This is a genomic window from Agrobacterium sp. CGMCC 11546 (assembly GCF_013365515.1).
Lineage (GTDB): Bacteria > Pseudomonadota > Alphaproteobacteria > Rhizobiales > Rhizobiaceae > Agrobacterium > Agrobacterium fabrum.
The window spans coordinates 497,300-520,690 of the sequence record NZ_CP047388.1; the positions used below are offsets into that span (position 1 = coordinate 497,300).

Sequence of the window (23,391 nt, forward strand, 5' to 3'; positions counted from 1 at the left end):
GGCCAGGACATGAAGCTTGCACTCAAGAACACACGGAACATCGGGACGGGACAAGCCGGCAAGTGGAGCTTCGAGCGAGGCCGCCGCGCAATTGGCCGGTCTCGTGATTGCGACTGGCAGATCGATGACAATGAGCGGCGCGTTTCCAAGCTACATTGCACGCTGAGCCGCGACGGCGAAGGTTTCATCATCCTCGACCAGAGCGCGAATGGCACGCTGGTCGATGGCCGCCTGTTGCTCGAAGGCGAAAGCGCGCGTCTTCGGGACGGTTCGCAGATCAATATCGGCGGGCAGATTTTCGAGGTCGCCATCAGCGGCAATGCGGAGCTCGATTTTTCCGATCCTGACGCCTCGCTGAAGATGAGTGACGAGACGCTGACCATTTCGGCGATCCTTGCCGATATCGCTCCGAACGGCCGTTCGGCCGGCGGCCTGCTGGGCAACACCGCCGCCGCCGATGACTGGCCGGAAACACGGCGCGAGGGCGCGGGCCGGAAGCCGAAGTCCATTTCGCGCAACGTCGAGATCGGCTGGAGCGAACCGCCCTCGGCGCAGGGAATAGGCACTGTTCTGCCTGATGACTGGGATACGGAGCCGGCTGCAAGCAGCGAACACGAACATACCGATGCGCTGAACACGCCGGTCATGATCTCACGTCCGGTCTCGGCTTCGCATGACCGGGATTTTGACAGCGTTTTCCCGGATACAGACGAAGACCCGATCCGCCAGGGCAGATTGTCCGCGGACACGGCGACCGCACAGGAGATCGGCGATCTTCTGACGGCACTGGAAAGGGAAAATGCCGATTGCCTGGCCATTCTCGACATTGAGATCGATCATGCCGGCCATGGCCCGGCACCATCCCTCATAGAGCGGATGGAAACGCTCATTGGCCAGCAGCGCCGTCTTGCCGCCTCGCTCGAAACCCTGATGCATGGCTGCACGCAGAAACTCGAGCCCCGGCTTCTCGAAGCCGCTGTTGATGCCGGCAACGATTTTCGCGCGAAGATCGGGCGCAGGGACTGGCAGGGGCTGGTCATGAAGACCGACTACTGGTCGGCCTACAAAAAACAATTCGAAGAAAACGGCCGTCCATTGCCGGTTAGGCAGTTCCTGCAGCGGGCAGCGCGTGGTGAAGCCGCGTCCGCACGGGAGACTGACGCGACCACGGCCGATGCCAAGGGGGTAAACAACCACGATGAGACATGAGAACCGTGTTGCCTGGAGTGAGGGCATGTTTCTTCGCGTTCAGCATTTTCAGCAATCTGACCGCTGGACCGAACGTCTGGTGCGCAACACCACGCGCAACCTTTCGCCCTACCCATGGGGCATCGCCGAGATCGGGGTCGATCGCAGCGCATTGTCGATAGGGCAATTCGCGCTGTCGAACCTGCGCGGCGTGCTTCCCGACGGCACACCCTTCGAGGCACCTGAGGATTCCGACCTGCCGCCGCCGCTCGATCTCGATGAAAGCGTCAAGAACGCCATCATCTATCTTGCCCTGCCGGCCCGGCAGCCGGGCAAGGCGGATATGTCCACCAGCGGCCGCAATGACACGAACAATGTGCGCTTCACCGCCTCAAGCTATGAAGTCACCGACACCAATATCGAGACGGATTTCGTGGCCCCGATCGACGTCGGCCGCCTCAGCCTGAAATTCCTCAAAACCGGTGACGATCTTTCCGGTTACGATCTCATCGGGCTGGCGCGGGTGATCGAAGTCCGCTCCGACCGTGCGGTCATTCTCGATCCGGATTTCATTCCTCCAAGCCTCAGCTGTGCAGCAGCGCCCCGCCTCAACGAATTGCTGACGGAGCTTCTGGGGATCGTGCGCCACCGCGCCCAGGCGATTGCCGAACGCATCGGCGACCCGACGATCCGGGGAACAGCGGAAGTGGGCGATTATTTCCTGCTGCAGATCCTCAACCGGGCCGATCCGCTGCTAGCTCACCGCGGTGCCAACGCCACACGTTTTCACCCCATCCGCTTTTATGAAGACTGTATCCAGCTTGCCGGAGAGCTCGCCACCTTCACCACGGACAGGAAGCGGGCGACGGATTTCCCGCCCTATCGGCACGAAGATTTGAAAGCCACCTTCGGTGCTGTCTTTGATGATCTGCGTACCTCGCTGTCGGCAGTTCTGGAGCAGGCAGCCGTGGCAATCGAACTGGTGGAACGCCGCCATGGCGTCCGCGTCGGCACCATCCACGACCGCACGCTTCTGCGCGATGCCGGTTTCGTGCTGGCCGTGCGCGCGGATATGGCCGCCGAGGATATTCGCCGCCGCCTGCCGGCACAGATCAAGGTCGGGCCGGTGGAACGGATTTCCGAACTGGTCAATGTGGCGCTGCCGGGCATCCCCGTGCGGTCCCTGCCGGTCCTGCCGCGGCAACTGCCCTATCGATCCGGCACCGTCTATTTCGAGATCGACACGCAGTCGCCGCTCTGGAAACAGCTTGATACCTCAGGTGCCATTGCCCTGCATCTGGCGGGCGAGTTCCCCGGGCTTGAAATGGAAATGTGGGCGTTACGCGAATGAGCACGGACAACCTCTCTTCCTGGCAGGATTTGCCGACGGTGGTCGAAATCACCGAGGAAAGCCGCCGGCGCAACCAGAACGCCCGCAACATGGCGGCAGTCCTCGAAGACATCGTCGAGACCGACGAGCAGGCCCGCCCCGCCAGGGGGAAAGTGGCCACCCTGCCGGTCGACAAGCTGCTGACCGGTTTCCACTTCGGCGGAGAGGAGGTGCCGACACTTGTGCAATCGGCGGCTCCCCTTCTCAACCTCGCACATCTGCTGCGCTTCAGCGATGCCGAGCCGGACCCCGACCAGCTTCGCCGCGCCTGCGTGGAGGCGATCACCCGTTATGAGCGCGATCTCGCTTCCGCCCGCATCAGCCCCGAGCGGGCAAGAGCGGCGCATTACGTCGTCTGCGCAACAGTGGATGATGTCGTTCTCAGCAATCCCTGGGGCGTGCGGGCAGGCTGGGCGCGCTCCGGCCTCGTTTCCACCTTCCACAATGACGTGACCGGTGGCGACCGGGTTTTCGACATTCTCGACCATTTCCACCAGTCGCCCGGCGCCAACAAGGATCTGCTGCTGCTGATCTATCTGTGCCTGTCGCTGGCTTTCGAAGGACGCACCCGCGTTTCATCGAAAGGGGCACTGGAGCTTTCACGCATCCGCGACAGCCTCTACAAGACGCTGATCGGCCAATATGGCACCTTCGAGCGGGAGCTTTCCCCACATTGGAAAGGCGTCGATGCCCGTCATACGCCACTGCGGACGATGACCGCGCTGTGGACCCTGCTGTCGCTGATGGCACTCGCCTTCGCGCTTGGTTATCTCTTCTTCACGCTATCGCTCAACAACGCATCCGATGTCACCTTCGAAAGGCTTGCCCATCTGCCGCCGACCGAGACGCCGAGCGTGCTGATCGCCAACCCGCCGCCCCAGCCACCGGCGCAAGTCGAAATTCCCAGGGTTGTCGAGCCGCCGAAGACGGTGGCGCCGAGACAACCCTCCCGGCTTGAAAAGCTGATGGCCTTCCTGCAGCCGGAAGTCGACAAGAAGCTTGTGACCCTGGCGGATGTGAACGGGCGGCTGCGGGTTCGCATCAACAATTCGGGCCTGTTCACGACAGGCAGCGCCGATGTCAGCCCGCAGTTCCGCGATCTCATCCAGCGTATCGGCGGTGCGCTTGCGGCTGAAAAATTCCGCGCCGTCGTCATCGGTTATACCGACACCGTGCCGATCAAGACGGTGGAGTTTCCATCGAACTGGCACCTTTCCGAGGCGCGCGCCAAGGCGGTCGGAGACATTCTTTCACAATTCACCGGCCCCGACGCGATCCTGACCGAAGGCCGGGCCGACAGCGACCCGATCGCCGACAACAAAACGGAAGAAGGCCGCCAGATAAACCGCAGAACAGAAATCATGGTCCTGACCAATCCCGATGAAAAACTGAGCGACGCCGGCATTCTCTCGCCGACCATAGAGAACAGTTCGGGACAGCAGCCGGGAGAGGCCCAGCCATGAATCCATTGAGCTATTTTTATACGATCCGTTCCTATGTCGAGAGCTATGCGGCCCTCGTCGGCCGGCGTTTCCTCTCGCTTTTATGGGTGATCGCGCTCTGCGTCGTCATCTGGTTCTACGGCTATCTGATCGCGCTCGGCGATTTCAAACCGCTTGGAACGGTGCAGGCGCGGCTCATCGCCATCGGCATCATCGTCGCCGTCTGGCTGGTCTACATCATCGTCACGATCTACCGCGGCCGCAAACAGGACAAGGAACTCGTCGACAGTATCGAGCGCGAGGCGCTGGCCAATCGGCAGGCGGAAATCGGCGAAATCCAGACCCGCCTGAAAGAAGCGCTCGCGCTCTTGCGGCGCGTCACGAAAAAGCGCTTCGGTTACATTTACGACTTGCCCTGGTACGTGATCTTCGGCGCACCCGGCTCCGGCAAGACGACGGCGCTGACCAATTCCGGCCTGCAATTTCCGCTTGGCGATGCGCTCGGTGAAAATGCGGTGAAGGGTATCGGTGGCACGCGCAACTGTAACTGGTGGTTCGCGGACGAGGCGATCCTTATCGACACTGCCGGTCGCTATACCACCCAGGATGACCTCGACGGTTCCTCGAAGGCCGGCTGGGAAGGCTTTCTTGGCCTTTTGAGGCGATATCGTCGTTCGCAGCCGATCAATGGCGCATTGGTCACGCTGTCCATTCCCGATCTGCTCAACCGCGATCCCGAAGAACAGCGGCAGGAGCTGCGCTCCATCCGCCAGCGTCTTTCGGAACTTGACGAATATCTGCATGCCCGCGTTCCGGTCTATATCGTCCTGACGAAAGCCGACCTGCTGCATGGTTTCGTGGAATTTTTCGATGGATTCAACAAGACCGACCGCCAGCAGGTGTGGGGCACCACCTTCAAGCTGGATGAGAGCTACTCCGCCGAAAACCTGCCGCAGCGCCTGACGGAAGAATTCGAACTGCTACAGCAGCGGGTCGATGCCATGCTGATCGAACGCCTGCAGCAGGAGCAGAATGCGGAGATACGCGGCCGTATCTTCCGTTTTCCAGCCGAACTCGCGCGGCTGAAAGACCGCCTGCACGAGGCCCTTGCCGAACTTTGCGCAAGTTCGCCTCTCATCGAGGCGCCGCTTCTGCGCGGCGTTTATTTCGCGTCGGGAACGCAGCCGGAAACGGAAAAATCTCCCGCGGCATCCAGAACCCGCCGCAGCTATTTCCTGTCGCGGTTGTTCAAGGACGTCATCTTCCCTGAAGCCGCCCTGGTGACGCGTGACAAGCGCCTTTCCCGGCGGCAATTGCTGGTGCGGCGCATTGCTTATGCCGTATCCGCCACGGCGGTCGCCATCGTCTTCACCGGCTGGATTTTCACCTATTTCGCCAATACGCAGGCGCTGGCCGAAGCGGATCGCAAACTTGGCGCTTATGAGCAGCTCGTTCAGGGAATTCCCGTGCGCGAGGTCGCGGACGCCGATTTCCTGCGGATCCTCCCCGCGCTCGACAATCTGCGCGATGTCAATTCCGGCTTTGCCCGCGAACGCGTGTGGAATGTCAGCTTCGGTCTTGATCAGGAAGACAAGATTGCCGGCCGGCAGCGTGACGCCTATCAGCGCGCACTCAACGCCCTGCTGCTGCCGCGCATGATCGTGCAGCTGCAAAAGCAGCTGAAGGATGAAAAGGATGTCACCCGTACGTTCAATTCGCTGAAACTCTACGGAATGCTGGGCGGGATGGGTGCACTCGACCGCGATTTCCTGACCATGCAGACGCATCAGATGTTCGCATCCCTTTATCCTGGCGACGGACGGGCGGCAGCGAGAGAGGCGCTTGACCAGCATGCAAAGGCGCTCGCCGGCGGCGTGCTCGCCCCGATCGAGCTCGATGCGCGGCTCATCGCCACCGCCCGCGAAACCATCCGCGATCAGGCGATTGGCACACGCGCCTATGATATTCTCGCCGGCCTTCCGCAAATGCGGGAATTGATGGAATGGACACCAGCTACGGCTTTCGGCCCGCTGGGGGAGCGTGCTTTCGAGCGTCGCAGCAAAGCGCCGATGGCCGAGGGGATAGAGGGCCTTTTCACCGCCGATGGATATCGCCGCGTCGTCATCCCGCAGGTCGCGCATGCGGCCCGCGTCGCGCTTTTCGAAGGATGGGTGCGCGGTTCTGACGATGCCATCAAGGGCGCGACTGTCGAGCAGGTGGCGCAGGCCGCGCTGCAAATCTATTTCGACAGGTTCGAGAAAATATGGGCCGACACGCTGTCCGATCTGCGCGTCAAACCATCCCAGAGCCTCGGCGACGCGGTGGAGACAACACGGGCTCTTGCCAATGAGCGCAATATCGTGGTGGAGGCTGCCAGATCGATCGCAGAGGCGACCGATCTCCGCCCCGGAGCAAACCCCGCCGCCCTCGCCTCCGCTGCGGAAGGAGACGCAACCGCAGCCGTTCTGGCCGCTACGGTGAATGCGGCCGATCCCTATGCGAGACTGCGCGACATGTTGGCGACGAAAGGCGCAGCTACAACGGGCGAGCAGCCCAATGGCGACAAGACCGGTGGTTCGCCATCGGAACAGTTACTCGCGCATTTCAAGTTGCTGAACGAACAGCTTGCCCGTTCGGCAACCACCTCCGATGAGGTCGCCAAGGTGTTCGACGTGGACAGCCAGCTCACCAAGGCCAATCAGGATCTGTTGCAGCAGGCACGCGAATTGCCGGCACCGCTCGACGTCTGGGTGGCAGGCGTGGCGGCGGATGTCGGCTCGCTCGCGGTCAAGTCCGCACGCAGCCGCATCGCCGAACTCTGGACGGCCGATTCAGCCTCCCTGTGCTCCTCGATCGTGACCGGTCGTTATCCCTTCGACCGAGCCTCCTCCCGCGATGTCGCGATTGCGGATTTCACCCGTCTCTTCGCGCCGACGGGGGTTTTCCAGAGCTTCTTCAAACAGCGCATGGAACCGTTTGTCGACAAGACGACGACCCCATGGAGCTGGAAAGGCACCTTCGGCGCCGCCGGCATTCCCAGCAGCGCCGTCGCCCAGTTCGAAAATGCCGACAAGATATCGCGCGCCTTTTTCCCGAATGGCAGCGAGACGCCGACGGTTTCGATCAATGTCAAACCCGTCTCGCTCACCAATGCCTCCAGCGCGGTGATGCTGGAAATCGAAGGCGAGCGGGTCGTTTATTATCATGGACCGATCCAGGCGAAATCGATTACCTGGCCCTCGCGCGAAAACACGGCGAGCCTGTCGCGCATCGCCTTCCAGCCGGGCGGCTGGCAGCAGGCGAAGACCGAAAACGGCGACTGGTCGCCCTTCCGGCTGTTTGACGGTGCCAATATCGAAAATCAGTCGGGTGAGCTGTTGCGGGTGCGGTTTGAGAATGGCGTCCAGGCTGCCGAGTTCGATATTCAGTTCGGCTCGGTTCTCAATCCATTCAAGCTGGATGCGATTGCCAGCTTCGCCTGCCCTGCGCAGTTCTAGTGACGGAACGAGGCGGTGGTGTTTCAAAAGAGGGGATTATGATGAAGGCAAGCACGAAAAACACCGTGGGCAATCGCAACTGATGGCCGATCAGGCATCAAGGTCCACGCAAACAGCGGCGGAAAGCGATCGCATCGGTTTCTTCGGCAAGGTCCCCAGCCATGGCGATTTCATTTCCGATGGGCTCGAGCGGGAATTGATCGCTACCTTCGACGACTGGATGCGATCCGGCATGCACGCCTGCGCGGATATGTTCGCAGGCCGATGGACAGAGATATTCTCGTCGTCGCCGCCCATACGCTTCATCGTCGAAAGCGGCATATGGGGAAACTGCGCCTATGCCGGCGTGCTGGTGCCGAGCGCCGACCGGGTGGGCCGTAAATATCCGCTTGCCATCATTGCCCAGCTCAACGGCTTCCGCAGACATCCGCGAACACTCTATCTCGACGACACCTGGTTCATGGCCGTAGAGGCATTGGCCGAGACCTCGATGACCGGCGATTTCGACATGTCCCGGTTTAATGCCTCGATCAAGAAATTGCGCCTGCCGAAGCCGCGGGACGAGGATGACGCGCCGGAAATGGTCCGCGGCCGCGCGCCGACAAGCCTCTGGTGGCACATCGATCCCGTCAGCCGCCGTGCACGCGGCCTCAAATTCGACGGCAAGCCGAGAGCATCCGATTTTCTGCGCCTCTTCAGCGACATGACAGGCAAAGGCGACGAGGACGGTTCAAGAGCAGCGCCGGCGCCGGCAACGGTGCAGGAGAAGACAAAACAGCAAATACCGCCCGTGACACCCGCGCCAGCCCACCCAGCGGAACAGCCGTCATCTGTCATCTACAGCTATGCCACACATCCGGGAACGCGGCTTTCCCTGAATGCGGATGCACTGTTCGTTTCCCAGACGCCTTCCCTCTTCGCCATAGCGGATGGACAAGGCGATACGCATAGCGCCGCAGAGGCCGCGCGCCTCGCCACGAATATTCTTGCTGAAACGCCAGATGCCGAAAACCCGGAGATGATGGCGCAGCTGATCAGGGGAAAGCTCGGCACCGTCAACAGCCTGCTCCTCTCCCGCCAGGCGACTGGTGCCGATGGCAGGCCGATGGCCAGCGTCGTCATAGCCTCGATCATCGCCCGCACGCTGAGCGTCCTGTGGTCCGGTGATGCGCGCGCCTATCTCCTGAAAAACGGCACCATGCACCAGCTTTCGCGCGATCACGTCGTTGTCGGCATGAAAAAACAGCTCTCGCAATGTGTCGGGCTTTCCCAGCAATTCCGGCCGGATATCGTCTTCGATGAGTGGGGTTTGCAGGACAGGCTGCTGCTGTGCAGCTACCCGCTCGTGCAAATCCTCCGAGAACGCGCCATTGCCGAGATCGTCTTCAACACCCCGATCAAGGATTGCGCCAATGCCCTGGTCCAGGAAGCGCTGATCGAAAACGCCCGTGAGAATGTCAGCGCCATCGTGATTGGAAACCGGCATGAGCAAGGCTAGACATCCACTTGATGAACCTGCCTATCCGGAGGTAGCCGCACGTTTTTCCGACCTATGGCGAAGCATTCGCCATGATGGCATGCGGGAAAGAAGCGATCAGGAGCAAAAAGACCTGATCGACCAGATCCGAAATGCGTTGGATCGAAAAACACCTGGCGTTTCCGGCGAAAAACCGGACTGGATCGCGAACAGCTTTGCCGTGAATTGCACAGCCTACCAGAGCGAGACGACACTTCTGCTGCAATTGCGCCACCGCGATCTCGGCTCGCTGCACGCGCTGAAAACCGTGCCACCAGGCAGTCGCGACGACGCCGTTCTGCTGCAACGCTTGCGGGATGAGGCCGAGATCGGGCTCGCGCTGCGCCATCCCTGCCTTGCGGAAACATCAGCGCTTCTGAGATTGCCCGATGGCCGGCCTGGCCTTTTGCAGCCATGGTTCGCGCACTCGCTGGCATCGATCGTATCTACACAACCGATCGCCGCCTCGCAGGTGATCTCGATCCTTCGCCGCGTGCTGGAAGGGCTGAGTGCCATGCATGCATTTGGATATGTGCACTGCGATGTCACGCCAGCCAATATTCTGCTGGCGGATGGTTTTGAAACGGCGAGACTGGGTGATTTCGGCATCGCCCTGCGGATTGGCCGGAAACACACGGAACAGGGCCTGCGCTTTGCCGCCTCGCCTGAATTTGCGTCACCGGAACAGATGCAAGGCGCACCCGCAAAGCCGGATCAGGATATATACGCCGTGGGACGGCTCGCCCGGCGGTTGATCGCGACGGATGAGGCACAGTCACTGCAAAGCCTCGCAGATTTTGCGCAGGCCTGTTGCCATGACGATCCTGCCTTGCGTCCGCAAACGGCGACGGAAGCGCTACAGCTTCTGTAGCGCCGGCGTCAGTTGCCGCTGCCGGGAAGCGGGGCTGCCGCCGTCGGCACACTCTTCTGGAACACGGTCAGCAGCTTGGCCGAATCCACCAGCGGTGCATTGCTGGCATAAAGCACGTCGCCCTTCTGCATCTGGAAGAGCTGCATGAGCGCAATGCTCGAAGCGTCGCGCATGTTGACGTGATAGATCACCGGTCGCATGCTGGTGGCCGTCGCTACCGGGCCTTTCGCGCCCGATGCCCTTGCAACGGGAACCTGAACGATCTCGTTGCGGAACACATAGACATTGCGCGCATCGGCACGGTCATCCAGCAAGCCACCGGCGCGGCCGACAGCCTGCGCCAGGGTCAGCTTTCCGGCTTCAAACTGGAATTCACCGGCGCTCTTGAAGGCGCCAAGCGCCGTATAACTTGCCGCGTCGCCATCGATCATGATCTGATCATCCGGTGAAAGGCGGATGTTCTGACGGTCTTCCCGCATGATACGGTCAAGCGGCGCGCTGGCTCTCTGCGAGCCGCGAACGACCGTAACGTTGGCCGCACCCGGAGCGACGGTCGGACCGCCAGCCTGGTTGAGCGCGTCAAGTACACGCTCCTGACGGGCGGTGAGCACGATCTTTCCGGGGGTCTTCACCGCACCGCTGAGCATGACGGCGCTCGTCGGCTTGTCGACGACGGTAACCACGGCCTGCGGGTTCACGGCAGAGCCCTTGAGGCCGGCGACGACCTGCGATTGCAGCCCTTCAGGCGTAGAATCGATAACCCTCTGCTTGCCGACGAAAGGAATATTGACCGAACCGCTCTGATCCACGGTAAAGCGGCCGAGATTGAGCGTCTTGCTCTGTGTCGGAGAGAAAAGACCGTCTTCACCCGTGTCCAGCACGGTGATGTCGATCACGTCGCCACGCCGCAATCTCTGGGCGTTGTAACCGGTGTTGCGAAGCGCGGTGAGGCCGGGACCGGAAGCGCTTTGAATGCCGCCTGCAGAGACCGTGGCCGCCGGTGCATTGGCCAGCTCGATAACAGGGATTTTTTCGTTGGTTCGAGGGAAGGTCGCAGACCGGATATTGCCCGCGGTCGGCCCGTCAGATGGCTTTGCACAGGCGCTCAAAAGAGCCATCAGCAAAACCGTACCCAACTTTTTCATCCCTCATCCCCTCGATGATTCAACCTGACGCAGAGATAACATCCCAACACGTCATCGCAACAACTTTAGCGGTTGCAATTTAGCGAAAACTTGTCTTCCAAAGAAAAGGTGTGACCATTCCGCAACCTTTTCCGAAGGGTTATCTTACGAACCCCAACAATGCACCGATGAGAAATAACCCACCTCCACCGACTGCAATATTGGATGGAACGGTTTTGCAGTGCGGGAGTTTGTCTTGTGCAACCCAAGACAGGAGGAAGAACAATGGACCATACCAATCACGTACGCCTCGTTGAAACGGAACTCACCCCCTCGGTGCTCGAAGGGGCAACCGTTTATGGCGCAGACGACCATAAGGTCGGCAAGGTTGACCATGTCCATGGTGTCGGAGCCGCCACCACCGCCATCATCGATGTCGGCGGTTTTCTCGGCATCGGCGCGAAGCCGGTCGCAGTGCCGCTCAGCGACCTTGACTTCATGCGCGATGAAGACGGCGACGTCCACGCGGTGACCTCTTGGACGAAGGATCAGCTGAAAGAGATGCCCGAGCATCGTCACTGAACCCATCTCACCAGACTTCATCAACGCCCGGCCATGTGCCGGGCGTTCGTTTATATGGATCACTCCCCGCCCCCACTCCGCTTCCGCCGCCAAATGGAACGCTTGCGCCTGTCAGGCATTTTCATCGCGCAATAATTGGTTGTGCGGCATTCAAGGGGACAACAATTGAACAGTCAGATTCAGGCCAGCCCGCTGAGCATCGATGACGTGACCGTTATCGACGACGACAAGGTCAAAAAAGCCGTGACAGCTGCCGCTCTAGGCAACGCCATGGAGTGGTTTGACTTCGGCGTTTACGGTTTTGTCGCTTATGCCGTCGGCAAGGTTTTTTTCCCGGATGCTGCCCCCGCTGTGCAGACGGTGGCGGCACTTGCGACATTTTCGGTGCCGTTTCTTATCCGTCCGCTGGGCGGCATTTTCTTCGGCGCGATGGGCGACAAGTTCGGGCGCCAGAAAGTCCTCTCGCTCACCATCATCATCATGGCGGCCAGCACCTTCTGCATCGGCCTCATTCCGGGTTATGCGACCATCGGCATCTGGGCTCCCATCCTGCTGCTGCTCTGCAAGCTCGTTCAGGGCTTTTCCGTGGGCGGCGAATATACCGGTGCGGCCATCTTCGTGGCGGAATATGCGCCGGACCGAAAACGCGGTTATCTCGGAAGCTGGCTCGATTTCGGTTCGATCGCCGGCTTTGTGCTCGGTGCGGGGCTTGTCGTTCTGCTCAGCACCGCCATGGGGGAAGCGAAATTCCTCGACTGGGGCTGGCGCATCCCGTTCTTTCTTGCGGCACCTCTGGGCTTGATCGGTCTTTATCTCCGGCATGCGGCGGAAGAGACGCCGGCCTTCACCGAACGCCTGCAGCGCGCCGAGGAAGAAGATCGGCAATCGCTGAAAGAGCGGCCGATGGTGCCGATAGCGGAAATCGCCAGGGAGCATTTCCGCTCCCTGGCAATCTGTATCGGCATGGTTCTCGTCACCAACGTCACCTATTACATGCTGCTGACCTACATGCCGACATATCTGTCGAAGACGCTGAATTACAGCGAGGACCACGGCGTTCTCATCATCATCGCCGTGATGGTTGGCATGCTGTTCGTCCAGCCTGCCATAGGGCTTTTGAGCGACCGAATCGGCCGCAAGCCGTTTCTCGCCGCCGGCAGCACGGCAATCCTTTTTCTGTCGCTACCGGCTTTTCATCTCATCGCCAGCGGACAGGTCGTCCAGATATTCTTCGGCCTGCTTATTCTCGCAGTCGCGCTCAATTGCCTGATCGGCATCATGGCCTCGACTTTACCGGCCCTCTTTCCGGCCCGCATTCGCTACAGCGCGCTGGCAATCGCCTTTAATATCTCGATCATCGTTGCCGGGCTGACACCAACGGTAACCGCCTGGCTGGTGGAAGTGACCGAGAACATCTACATGCCGGCCTATTACCTGATGGTCGCAGCCGTTTTTGGCATCGTCACGACCTTCTTCCTGAAGGAAACGGCCAACCGGCCGCTTTATGGCGATACGCCAAATGCCTCCAGCCGCAAGGAAGCGAAATCGCTTCTGGCGGAGCAATATCAGCATATCGAAAAAAGCGTCGAAGAGATCGACGAAGAACTCGCTAAACTGGAGGAGCAGAAGAAGATTCTACAAACCAAACGCGAAGGACTCGTCGGGCGTCATCCGGACCTGACCTGACAACGCTGCATCCTAAAATGAAATGCGCGGCGGTGCGTGTTGCACCCCGCGCATTCGTTTTAGTGGATTTTAGCAATCAGCGTTCTCAAACGGCGAGGAAACCGCCATCAACAGGCAATACGGCGCCGGAAATCATCTTGCTGTCGTCAGATAGCAGCAGCGCGATGCTCTGCGCCACCTCTTCCGCTTCCGCAAAACGGTTGAGGGGATGGCGAACCATCATCGGCTGGCTCTTTTCGGGATCGTTCCAGGCTTCGGCGGCGAGTTCCGTCAGCGTGATGGTGGGCGCGACGGCGTTGACGCGGATACCGTGGGGCCCAAGCTCCTTGGCAAGAACGCGGGTTGCACCTTCGAGCCCGGCCTTCGATGCCGCATAGCACAAATGATCCTGAAAACCGCGATGGCCGGCAATCGAGGTGATGTTGACGATGGCACCGCCGCCGCCATTTGCGACGCGGCCGCGGGCAAATTCCTGGCAGGTGACGAGCGCAGCACGCAGGTTGATGCCGAGCACCGCCTCATATCCGGCGTCGCTCATGTCTAGCACGCTTTCCAGCACGTTGATGCCGGCGCTGTTGATGAGAAAATCGCACGGACCAGCTTCCGCCATGGCGGCACGGGTGGCGGCGATGTCTGCGAGGTCGACACGGATCGAACGTCCACCGATTTCGCTTTTCAGGCTGTCGAGATCGGACTGGGTGCGGCTGATCGCCACCACTTCCGCACCGCGCGCGGCCATCAGTTGCGCGCAGGCGCGGCCGATGCCTTTGCCCGCGCCGGTGATGATGACGGATTTTCCGGAAAACTGCATGGAATCCTCGTTATTTTGCGGCCATAGATAGCGGCCAAGCGATTGTCGATCAGGAATGGCTGGCGGAGCGAATGGCACGCGCCGCATTCTGCAGCGCCAGAAACGCGTCGTAACGCGCCTGGTGAACCTTGTGAAAATCGGGACCGGGCATTGCACTGCTGTCGATACGCGACATCGCCGGCATGGCAGCCATAAGGTCCGGATAGGTTCCGGCAGCGACGGCACCGAGCATGGCAGATCCAAGAAGCACCGGCTCCTCGCATTCGGTCAGTTCAACCGGAAGGCCCGTCGCATCTGCCAGCAATTGCCGGGCAAGCGGATGAGCGCCTGCCCCACCGCTGACGCTGATGGTTTCCACCGGCGCGCCGTTGCGGGCCTGTGTTTCGATGATCTGGCGAAGCCCGTAACCGAGGCCGAGAAGCCCCGCCACATAGAGCGCGACGAGGGAATCCACGCCGGTCTCCATGCCATAACCGGCAATGATGGCGCGGGCATGGGGATCGGCGAAGGGCGCGCGATTGCCAAGGAATTCCGGCACCACATGAAAATCTTCGGCAAGCTTCACTGCGGCGGAAGCGGATGCGGCGAGGCTGAGCGCGCGGTCGGCAAGCCAGACTGGCAATGCTTTGCCTTCCTTGTCGGCAAGCGCCTTTGCCTCGGCAAAGGCCGGGTGCAACTGCACCAGGTAATCGATGGCCGCACCGGCGGCAGACTGGCCGCCCTCATTGAGCCATGCGCCAGGAACCATGGCGGAATAATAGGGACCCCAGACACCTGGCACAAAGGCGGGCTCAGTGGTGGTCGTCATGGTGCAGGACGAGGTGCCGAAAACATAACCGAGGCATCGCGATGCATCACCACCCGCAGCCACCGTACCGACACCGCCGGCATGGGCGTCGATCAGGCCAGCGGCGACGGCGGTTCCTGCGACCAGACCCATGGCCTTGGCGGCCTCTTCGGTCAGGCCATTACCCAGCGCCGTGCCGGGATGAACGACGCTCTCACCAATGCGGCGAAAGCCCTGCTCCGCCAGATCGCCAAGGCCGATCTTGGTGAAATATTCCGCATCCCAGCGGTTTTCGTGGGCGAGATAGGTCCATTTGCAGGTGACCGTGCAGGCGGAGCGATCAAGCGCCCCGGAGGCCTTCCAGGTCAGAAAATCCGTCAGGTCGAAGAAGTGTTCGGCACGGGCATAGATATCCGGCCTGTTTTCGCTGAGCCACAACAGCTTGGGCGTCTGCATTTCCGGTGAAATGCGGCCGCCAACATATTTCAGGACGGCATGCTTGCCGGCGTTGATGCGTTCAGCCTGCTCGACAGCACGGTGGTCCATCCAGACGATGATATCACGTTCGGGATGATCGGCAGCACCTACCGGCAGGGTCACGTCACCGGGTCCGCGAACCACAAGAGAACAGGTCGCGTCGAAGCCAATGCCGGTAACCTCCGCCGGATCGATACGGGCGCGCGAAACGCTGTCGCGAACGCTATCACAAACCGCCTGCCACACCTCTGCGCTCGATTGCTCGGCAATGCCGCCATCCTCCCGGTGCATGCTGATCGGGCGCTTGGCGGTGGCGAGAAGCTTGCCCGCGACATCAAAGACACCGGCTCGCGCCGAGCCGGTCCCGACATCGACGCCAACAAGATAGGAAGCCATTTGCGATACTCCTCGGAGCGGATCATCCGGTGCTTGAACAGGTTGAAGCGGCGGAACCGTTTCCGGTTCTTCCGCCGCTCCAGAGATTATTAAACGCGGTCGAAGTTGGTCGGCAAGACCAGCATGTCGCGGATGGTGACGGTGCGCTTGCGCGTCAGCATATAAACGACGGCATCAGCCACTTCGCTCGCATCGATGAGGCTGCCCGATTCCTTGGCCTTGCGGAGATTTTCCTCCGGCCAGTCGGCCAGAAGTGCCGAGACGACCGGGCCGGGAGAGACCTGCGCGACGCGCACGCCGTGCGGGATCATCTGGCGGCGCATGCCCTGCACGAAGCTGGTGATCGCCCATTTCGAGCCCGAATAAACCGGCTCCCAATAGGTTGGGAAATGGCCGGCGATCGAGCAGGTGACGATGATGTCACCGGTCTTGCGCTCCGACATGTGCGGCACGACGGCCTGCACGTTCTTCATCACGGCGTTGACGTTGAGGTTCAGCATCTTGTCGATGGCTTCAGGCGTCGTTTCGGTGAGATCACCACCGATATAGGTGCCGGCATTACAATAGAGAATGTCGATATGATCGACCTTCCCCAGGATTTCCGGAATCATCGCGTTGCAGCTGTCGGCATCGAGCAGGTTGGTCACCTGCGGAATGGCGCGCTCGCCGAGCTTGGCGGCCAGATCATTCAAGGCTTTCTCGTTCCAGTCGACCATGACCACGGTTGCGCCCTGTTCCAGCAGCGCTTCTGTGGTTGCAAGCCCGATGCCGGATGCGGCGCCGGTGATGACTGCGATCTTGCCTTGCAGCGATTCAGACATTTAGTTCTCCTGCGTTTATGAAGGTGTTTCCGGGCCGGCTCAGCGCCATTCGCGCCCGATATAGATGGCCAGCAGAATGATGCCGCCCTTGATGACATCCTGCAGATAGGGGTTGATGCCCATCAGGTTGAGGCCGTTATTGAGGATGCCAAGCAGCACCGCGCCGATGAGCGTGCCGAGGATGAGGCCCCTGCCGCCGGCAATCGCCGTGCCGCCCAGAACGACCGCCGCAATGGCGTCCAGTTCGAAGCCGACGCCGGCATTGGGCTGGCCGCTCATCAGGCGACCGGTCAGTATGAGGGCGGCGAAAGCTGCCGTGACACCCGAGATGCCATAGACGGCAAGCTTGACGCGCCGGGTCTTCACACCCGAAAGACGGGCGGCCAGCTCGTTACCGCCAAGCGCATAGACGTGGCGGCCAAAGGCCGTGCGCTGCAACAGCACCCACGCCACCGCATAGATCACCACCATGATGATGACGGGCACCGGAACGATGCCGACGCGGCCAACGCCGAACCAGGAAATCCAGCTCGGGATGCCGCTGACCGGGTAACCGCCGGAATAGATGAGGCCGAGGCCACGGGCCATGCCCATGGTGGCGAGCGTGACGATGATGGCCGGCATCCTGCCCCAGGCGACCAGCGCCCCGTTGAAGATGCCGATGCCGAGCCCGATGAAGAGGCCGGCCGGCAGGGCAATCGCGGGAGACAGGCCGGTATTCACCATCAGGCCGGCCGACAGCGTGCCGACCAGCGCCATGACCGCACCGACCGAAAGATCGATGCCGCCGGTCAGGATGACGAAGGTCATGCCGACAGCGAGAATGCCAACGACGGAAACCTGCCGCAGCACGTTCATGATGTTGTTGACGCTGAAGAAATTGTCGCTCGCAAGACCCATGAGGATGGATACGACGATGAGACCCGCCAGCGGCAGGGCGAGCGGCGAGCGCAGCATGGCACTGAAACTGAAACCGCCCGTTTTCGCGGCAACGCCGGTGTTTGCATCAAGCGACATGTTCAACTCTCCCGGTGGTGGCGTTTGTCATTATTGTTTCTGAATTGATGTCTTCGCCCTCGACCGTGGCGACAATGCCGCCGGAGCGGAAGACGCAGACCCTGTCGGACATGCCGATCACTTCCGGCAACTCCGAGGAGATCATGATGATCGAATGACCCTTGGCGGCAAATTCGCGCATCAGCGAATAGATTTCTGCCTTGGCGCCAACGTCGATGCCGCGTGTCGGCTCGTCGAAGATCAGCACGCGCATGTCATGGTTCAGCCAGCGGGCGATAACGATCTTCTGCTGGTTGCCGCCGGACAGCGTGTCGACACGGGCATAGGGCCCCTGCGCCTTGACCTGCACCTGCGCCATGGCCCTCGTCGTGTGCTCCAGTTCCTTCTTGAGGTCGAGGAACCAGTGGGCCTTGCGGTATTTGCGATAATTGTTCAGCGAAATATTCTGCAGGATGGAGAAGCTGGTGATCAGCCCCTCCTCCTTGCGGCTTTCCGGCAGCAGGCCGATGCCGCGCATCAGCGCATCGTCGGGCCCGGATAAACGCGTATCCACACCATCAAGCTTGATCTTGCGGCGCGAAGCGGAATGCGCACCGAGCATGGCCAGCACCGTTTCCGTGCGGCCCGAGCCGACGAGCCCGGCAAAGCCGAGGATTTCACCCTTGCGCAGCCAAAAGCGCGAGACAGGGCCGCCCTTCTTCAATTGCAGCTCTTCGACTTCGATCACCTTTGCGGCGGAAGGATCGAGCTGCGGCTTCGGCGGGAAGCTGGCTTCGATGCGCCGGCCGACCATCATCTCCACCAGACGGTCATTGTCGACCTCCGACGTCAGGCAGGAGCCAATCAACTCGCCATCGCGAAGAACGGTGATGCGGTCGCAGATCTCGAATATTTCATCGAGGTGATGCGAAATGAAGATGATCGCCACGCCCTGACGGCGCAGCTCGCGCATGACATTGAACAGGTGCTCTGTCTCGGAGGGCGTGAGCGTCGCGGTCGGCTCGTCGAGCACGAGAATGCGGGCATCCAGCGACAATGCCTTGGCGATTTCGACAAATTGCTGCTGGGCAACCGACAGGCGGTGCACCGGCACGTCGAGCGGCACATCCACGGCCAGCCGGCCCATGATTTCGGCCGCGCGCTTGCGCATCGCGCCCTTGTTCAAAAGGCGCAGCGGCCCGCGAATTTCGCGGGCGAGGAACATGTTTTCAACGGCATTGAGATAGGGGATCAGGCTGAATTCCTGAAACACGATGCCGACGCCAGCGGCAATCGCTTCGTCATAATTGGCGAAGCGGCGATCCTTGCCGTCAATGCGGATCGTTCCCTCCGATGGCTGCAAAATGCCGCACAGGATCTTCATCAAAGTCGACTTGCCGGCACCGTTTTCGCCCAGAAGCGCATGCACCTCGCCGGCGCGCGCCTCAAGGTCGACGCCGCGCAGGACTTCGATCTTGCCAAAGCTTTTTCTTATTGCATTCAGTTCCAGCATTTCACCCTCCTCAATGGTCGGGATTTAACCCCGCCCCCATACTAGATGGGGACGGGGCCTGGGAGGAGTTCTTACCAGCTGAACTCGCCGGCGTTTTTGCTGTCGACGACCATAACGTCGATCGGGACTTCCTTCGGCACGACGCGTGCGCCCCACTTCTGGGCAAGCGCCATGGCAAGGCCGACACGTACCTGGTCACGCGGGAACTGCGCGGTGGTTTCGATGAAAGGGCCACCGTCGGCAATTGCCTTCACAGCTTCAGGAGCACCATCCACCGAGGTGAGCTTGATGTCCTTGCCGGAACCCTGAATAGCAGCGAGTGCACCCATCGCGCCGCCATCATTCACCGAGAAGATGCCGGCGAGGTTCGGACGCGACTGGATCATGTTTTCAACGACGCCGAGAGCAACGGAGCGGTCCTGACGGCCGTTCTGCGTGTCGACCAGCTTGATGTCGGCGAATTCGGCGAGAGCCGCCTTGCAGCCTTCAACGCGCTGAAGGATCGGCACGACCGGGATACCGTCGAGGATTGCGACTTCACCCTTGCCGCCGAGCGCGTCACCGAGATGTTTGCACGACTTGTAGCCGGCATCGCGGTTCTTCGAACCGACGAAGGTGTCGACCGGGCCGTTAGCGTTGGCATCGACAGCAACGACAATCACGCCGGCAGCCTTGGCAGCGTGCACGGCAGCTTCGATGCCGGCGCTGTCGGTCGGGTTCAGGAGCAGAATGTCAATCTTCTGCTGAAGCATGTCTTCAACGTCGGAAATCTGCTTTGCGACATCGTGGCCGGCATCGGTGACGACGACGTCAGCACCGATGCTTGCGGCGGCTTCTTTCAGCGCTTCCTGCATCGACACGAAATAAGGGTTGTTGAGTTCCTGGAAGGTCATGCCGATCTTCAGCTTTTCCTGCGCCAGCGCCGGAGCGGCCATCATTGCAATTGCGGCTGTCGCCATCAGAAACTTGGATTTCATTTTCATCTCACTTTTCCTCCCGTTTGGAAAGTTGGGGCAACAGGTGCCCGTTTCCGGACAGACCTCTGCCCGAATTGGTAAAAATCGGCGCTGTGTCGCTGGTTTACTCCGCCATAACCGCTGCCTTCTGGGCTGCGAAAATGGTCCGGAACCTCGACGGTGACATTCCCTTGAGTTTCAGGAAATGCCGGTTGAAATTCGAAAGGTTGGAAAAGCCCACATCATAGCAGACCTCCGCCACTTTCACGTCCTGATCCGCCAAAAGCATCTGGCAGGCGAGATCGATGCGTAACTGATTGCGATATCGCACCAGCGTCGTGCCCGTGTGGCGCTTGAAGGCGCGGGAAAAGGCGCTCGGGCTCTGGCCCACCATGTCCGCGAGATCGATTTCCTCGACCTGTTCGGTCAGGTGCTGGCGCAGATGTGACAGAGCGCGGTTGATGCCGCTGTCGCCAATTCCCGTCAGGTCCAGCTCGTAGCTCAGGCTGGCCAGCACCTCGGATGTTGGCGCATTGACCAGCAGATCGAGAATTTCCCAGAAAAGCGCCAGACGCGTCAGCCCCTGCGCCTCGATCAGCCGAAGCACCAGCGGGCGAACCCGGTCGCTCGTCTCGTCGTCGAACAGAATACCGCGGCGGCTGCGATCCAGCAGGGCACGCACCACATCCATCTCGGCCATGGAGGTGCAGGCATCTTCGATAAAGCTCTCCGGAAACTGGATCACGAGAGAGCGTGTCGGCACGATTTCGTCCGGCTCGATCTCGCTGATCCAGTTCTGGGGGAGATTGGGACCGGTCATGATGAGCTGACCGGGGCTGAAGCGACCGACGAAATCACCGATATAAAACGTGCCCGACGTGGCGACGACCAGATGGATTTCATATTCGGGATGGTAATGCCAGCGCACGGTGCGGAACGGATAGCCATGCCGCCAGGCAGCGAAAGATTCGCCCTTGCGGATGTGCACCAGTTCCAGATCGGGCTGCATCATGGTTCCTCCCATCAGTCGCGTCCGCCGCATTTGCGGAGAGAGCCATTTCCTCTAATGGCTCGTCCAAGGCGTTGATGAGGAGCATATGGCGTGCGGCATCCCTGCATCCACATCACGCCGAAGAAATTGCCGATACTTTTTTGACTCTTTTTTGTCAGGAATTGAAGAGTCGCCCGATAGGACTGATTATAAACGCGGCGGCGGCGCCTATTTTTCCGCTCAATTTGGCGTGATGCGCTGAAACAATACGCAACCGGAGTCGATATCTGGTGAAATCTTGACGTGTAGCCTGCCGGATGGCGGCAGGCCACACTCATACTTTTCCGCACCATATCTGCCGCTCAATCATCAGCGGCCGACTTCGTCTTTTATTGCGGCATGACGATCTGCAACTTCACATCCGTTTCCCGCGCTTCCACCGCACGGTCGAAACCGGCGATACTGTCTTCGAAGGGAATGGTGGCAGAAATCAATGGCTTGAGATCAACCTTGCCGGAGGCGATGAGTGCTACGGCGCGGTCATAGACATTGGCGTAACGGAATACCGTTTCCACCCGCAGCTCCTTGGCCTGAAGGCCGACGATATCGACCGGAACCGGGTCAACCGGCATGCCAACGAGCACGATGGCACCGCCCGGCCGCGCCAGTTTCGCCATGCCGAGTACGGCGGGTGCCGCACCTGAGCATTCGAAGACGATATCGCAACCCCAGCCATCCGTGGCGGCCGAAACCGCTTCGGCAAGGTTGCGCTCGCGGATATTGACGGTCTCGATGCCGTCATAAGCGGCGATGATATCAAGCTTCGGCTGAGCGAGATCGGCAACGATGACCTTGGCGCAACCGCCCGCCAATGCGGCAAGCGCCACCATCATGCCGATAGGACCGGCACCGGTGACGACGGCGATATCGCCGGGCTGGATGCGCGCCCGCAGTGCCGCCTGCATGCCGATGGCGAAGGGTTCGACCATCGCCCCTTCGGCAAAGGAGACGTTATCCGGCAGCTTGTAGGTGAAGGCCGCGGGGTGGATGACCTCAGGCGTCAGGCAGCCATGGATCGGCGGTGTCGCCCAGAAGCGGACAGCGGGATCGACATTATAGATGCCGAGTTTCGAGGCTCGCGATGTGGCATCGGGGATACCAGGCTCCATGCAGACGCGGTCACCGATCTTCAGATGGGTGACGTCGGAACCGGCTTCGACCACCGTACCAGAGGCTTCATGGCCGAGCACCATCGGCGCGTTGACGACGAAGTGGCCGATCTTGCCATGGGTATAATAATGAACGTCCGAGCCGCAGATGCCGACCGTATGGGTGCGAATGCGCACATCCTTCGGTCCGAGTTCACCGGACCCGGCGCCTCCGGGAATGTCAAAATCCCTGAGCGAGAGTTTGCCTTTTTCTTCCAGCACCAGTGCCTTCATCTCATCCTCCGTGGTTTGCGATACGCCTGGCAGCGAATTCAGTAAGCGTGATGGCGTGCAACTTCGGCAAAAGTAAATAGAAATCCGCCGGATCGGCAGGTTTTTCTTCGCGACGGAAAAACTGTATCGAGACGCCTGCGATTTCTCATCATTCGCAGACGAATAAGGTCAGCGCGCAAATCGGCGAGCCTTCGATTCGGGGGGGATGATGGATGCGTAGGGTGACTGAAAGCTGTAGCCGGGGCCTGTCAGCCTTTCCTGATCCGCAGCCCCTCCAGAAAAGTCCGGAAACTCGCGACCGCACGTTTCGAGGTCGTTTCGGGGTCGTCGGAATTTGCGATCCATTGGGCAGCACTACTGCTTGCCGCATTGATGAAGCGGGCGCAGGCCTCCGGATCGATGTCGCCGATGGTGCCCTCTTCCTTCAGCGCGCTGAGGCTGCGCGCAACGGCTGAGATACAGCCGTTGGCATTGGGCCAGCGGGATGGATCGCCAAGCACAGCCGGCCCGTCGCGAAACATGATCCGCTGGATTTCCGGTTCGAGCGCCATGCGCACATAACCGACATTCTCTTCGACAAAACCCTCCCACCGGGTCTCGGCGCTTGAGGAGATATCACAGAGCCTTTTTGTCATCTCCGCGTCGATCTCGGCCACAACGGCCATCAGCAGACCCTTTTTATCGCCAAAATGGTGATAGAGCGCGCCGCGGGTGAGACCTGCCGCAGCGGTGAAGTCGTCCATCGAAGCTTCCGCATAACCGATGCTGCCAAAGGCCTTGCGGCCGGCAGCCAGAAGCTTCGCCCGCGTCTCGGCAATCATTTCACTGCGAGGTTTGCGCACTCTTTTCTCCAATCTTCACATACGAAGCGTATATTAGTTGACATACGTCTCGTATGCAATTAT

General features: G+C 60.4%; 18 protein-coding genes. 8 read left to right on the forward strand and 10 right to left on the reverse strand.

The features are described from left to right. The first annotated feature begins 9 nt into the window (after positions 1–9). The 6 genes from GSF67_RS17085 (at position 10) to GSF67_RS17110 (ending at position 9,904) form a co-directional block, all read left to right on the forward strand. On the forward strand, positions 10–1,209 hold the full coding sequence (locus GSF67_RS17085) for a type VI secretion system-associated FHA domain protein (protein WP_006315901.1): 1,200 nt from the start codon (positions 10–12) through the stop codon (positions 1,207–1,209). Further along, positions 1,199–2,539: a type VI secretion system baseplate subunit TssK gene (gene tssK, locus GSF67_RS17090; protein WP_010973757.1), complete on the forward strand. Its 1,341-nt coding sequence runs from the start codon at positions 1,199–1,201 to the stop codon at positions 2,537–2,539. The genes GSF67_RS17085 and tssK overlap by 11 nt, the downstream gene beginning before the upstream one ends. Then, entirely contained in the window at positions 2,536–4,041 is a 1,506-nt protein-coding gene (gene tssL / locus GSF67_RS17095) for a type VI secretion system protein TssL, long form (protein ID WP_006315905.1), read from the forward strand. Before tssK ends, tssL begins: the two co-directional genes overlap by 4 nt. After that, the gene (gene tssM / locus GSF67_RS17100; protein ID WP_176072050.1) at positions 4,038–7,517 is read left to right on the forward strand and encodes a type VI secretion system membrane subunit TssM; all 3,480 of its coding nucleotides are present in this window, start codon (positions 4,038–4,040) and stop codon (positions 7,515–7,517) included. The genes tssL and tssM overlap by 4 nt, the downstream gene beginning before the upstream one ends. A gap of 82 nt (positions 7,518–7,599) precedes the next feature. After that, a complete protein-coding gene (gene tagF / locus GSF67_RS17105) occupies positions 7,600–9,015 on the forward strand; it encodes a type VI secretion system-associated protein TagF (RefSeq protein WP_006315907.1) in 1,416 nt (471 codons plus the stop codon). Beyond that, positions 9,002–9,904 carry a protein kinase gene (locus GSF67_RS17110; protein ID WP_006315908.1) on the forward strand — a complete coding sequence of 301 codons (903 nt, stop codon included), beginning with the start codon at positions 9,002–9,004 and terminating at the stop codon, positions 9,902–9,904. Before tagF ends, GSF67_RS17110 begins: the two co-directional genes overlap by 14 nt. An 8-nt stretch (positions 9,905–9,912) precedes the next feature. Here GSF67_RS17110 and GSF67_RS17115 read toward each other — a convergent pair whose 3' ends face one another. Then, a complete protein-coding gene (locus tag GSF67_RS17115) occupies positions 9,913–11,049 on the reverse strand; it encodes a polysaccharide biosynthesis/export family protein (protein WP_006315909.1) in 1,137 nt (378 codons plus the stop codon). 264 nt (positions 11,050–11,313) lie between these two features. On the opposite strand from GSF67_RS17115, the gene GSF67_RS17120 reads away from it, so the two are divergent. Together GSF67_RS17120 and proP are read left to right on the forward strand one after the other, a co-directional pair. Beyond that, on the forward strand, positions 11,314–11,610 hold the full coding sequence (locus tag GSF67_RS17120) for a PRC-barrel domain-containing protein (protein ID WP_006315910.1): 297 nt from the start codon (positions 11,314–11,316) through the stop codon (positions 11,608–11,610). Positions 11,611–11,775: 165 nt separating this feature from the next. Beyond that, positions 11,776–13,296, forward strand: coding sequence for a glycine betaine/L-proline transporter ProP (proP, locus tag GSF67_RS17125; protein WP_035216560.1), 1,521 nt, complete (start codon positions 11,776–11,778; stop codon positions 13,294–13,296). An 85-nt stretch (positions 13,297–13,381) separates the two neighbouring features. On the opposite strand, the gene GSF67_RS17130 is transcribed toward proP, so the two are convergent. The 9 genes from GSF67_RS17130 to GSF67_RS17170 form a co-directional block, all read right to left on the reverse strand. Continuing rightward, positions 13,382–14,107, reverse strand: coding sequence for an SDR family oxidoreductase (locus tag GSF67_RS17130; protein WP_006315912.1), 726 nt, complete (start codon positions 14,105–14,107; stop codon positions 13,382–13,384). Between the two features lie 49 nt (positions 14,108–14,156). Next, a complete protein-coding gene (locus tag GSF67_RS17135; RefSeq protein WP_006315913.1) occupies positions 14,157–15,767 on the reverse strand; it encodes an FGGY-family carbohydrate kinase in 1,611 nt (536 codons plus the stop codon). Between the two features lie 89 nt (positions 15,768–15,856). Continuing rightward, positions 15,857–16,588 carry an SDR family oxidoreductase gene (locus tag GSF67_RS17140; RefSeq protein WP_006315914.1) on the reverse strand — a complete coding sequence of 244 codons (732 nt, stop codon included), beginning with the start codon at positions 16,586–16,588 and terminating at the stop codon, positions 15,857–15,859. Between the two features lie 39 nt (positions 16,589–16,627). After that, positions 16,628–17,605: an ABC transporter permease gene (locus GSF67_RS17145; protein ID WP_006315915.1), complete on the reverse strand. Its 978-nt coding sequence runs from the start codon at positions 17,603–17,605 to the stop codon at positions 16,628–16,630. Beyond that, the gene (locus tag GSF67_RS17150) at positions 17,595–19,097 is read right to left on the reverse strand and encodes a sugar ABC transporter ATP-binding protein (protein ID WP_176072051.1); all 1,503 of its coding nucleotides are present in this window, start codon (positions 19,095–19,097) and stop codon (positions 17,595–17,597) included. The genes GSF67_RS17145 and GSF67_RS17150 overlap by 11 nt, the downstream gene beginning before the upstream one ends. 71 nt (positions 19,098–19,168) lie before the next feature. Further along, positions 19,169–20,080: an ABC transporter substrate-binding protein gene (locus GSF67_RS17155; RefSeq protein WP_006315917.1), complete on the reverse strand. Its 912-nt coding sequence runs from the start codon at positions 20,078–20,080 to the stop codon at positions 19,169–19,171. Between the two features lie 97 nt (positions 20,081–20,177). Continuing rightward, positions 20,178–21,062, reverse strand: a complete 885-nt coding sequence (locus GSF67_RS17160; protein ID WP_035216607.1) for a helix-turn-helix domain-containing protein — start codon at positions 21,060–21,062, stop codon at positions 20,178–20,180. A gap of 371 nt (positions 21,063–21,433) precedes the next feature. Next, positions 21,434–22,486 carry an NAD(P)-dependent alcohol dehydrogenase gene (locus GSF67_RS17165; protein ID WP_006315924.1) on the reverse strand — a complete coding sequence of 351 codons (1,053 nt, stop codon included), beginning with the start codon at positions 22,484–22,486 and terminating at the stop codon, positions 21,434–21,436. 248 nt (positions 22,487–22,734) lie between these two features. After that, positions 22,735–23,328 (reverse strand): TetR/AcrR family transcriptional regulator, encoded by a 594-nt coding sequence (locus tag GSF67_RS17170; RefSeq protein WP_006315925.1) that lies wholly within the window; start codon positions 23,326–23,328, stop codon positions 22,735–22,737. Between the last annotated feature and the right edge of the window lie 63 nt (positions 23,329–23,391).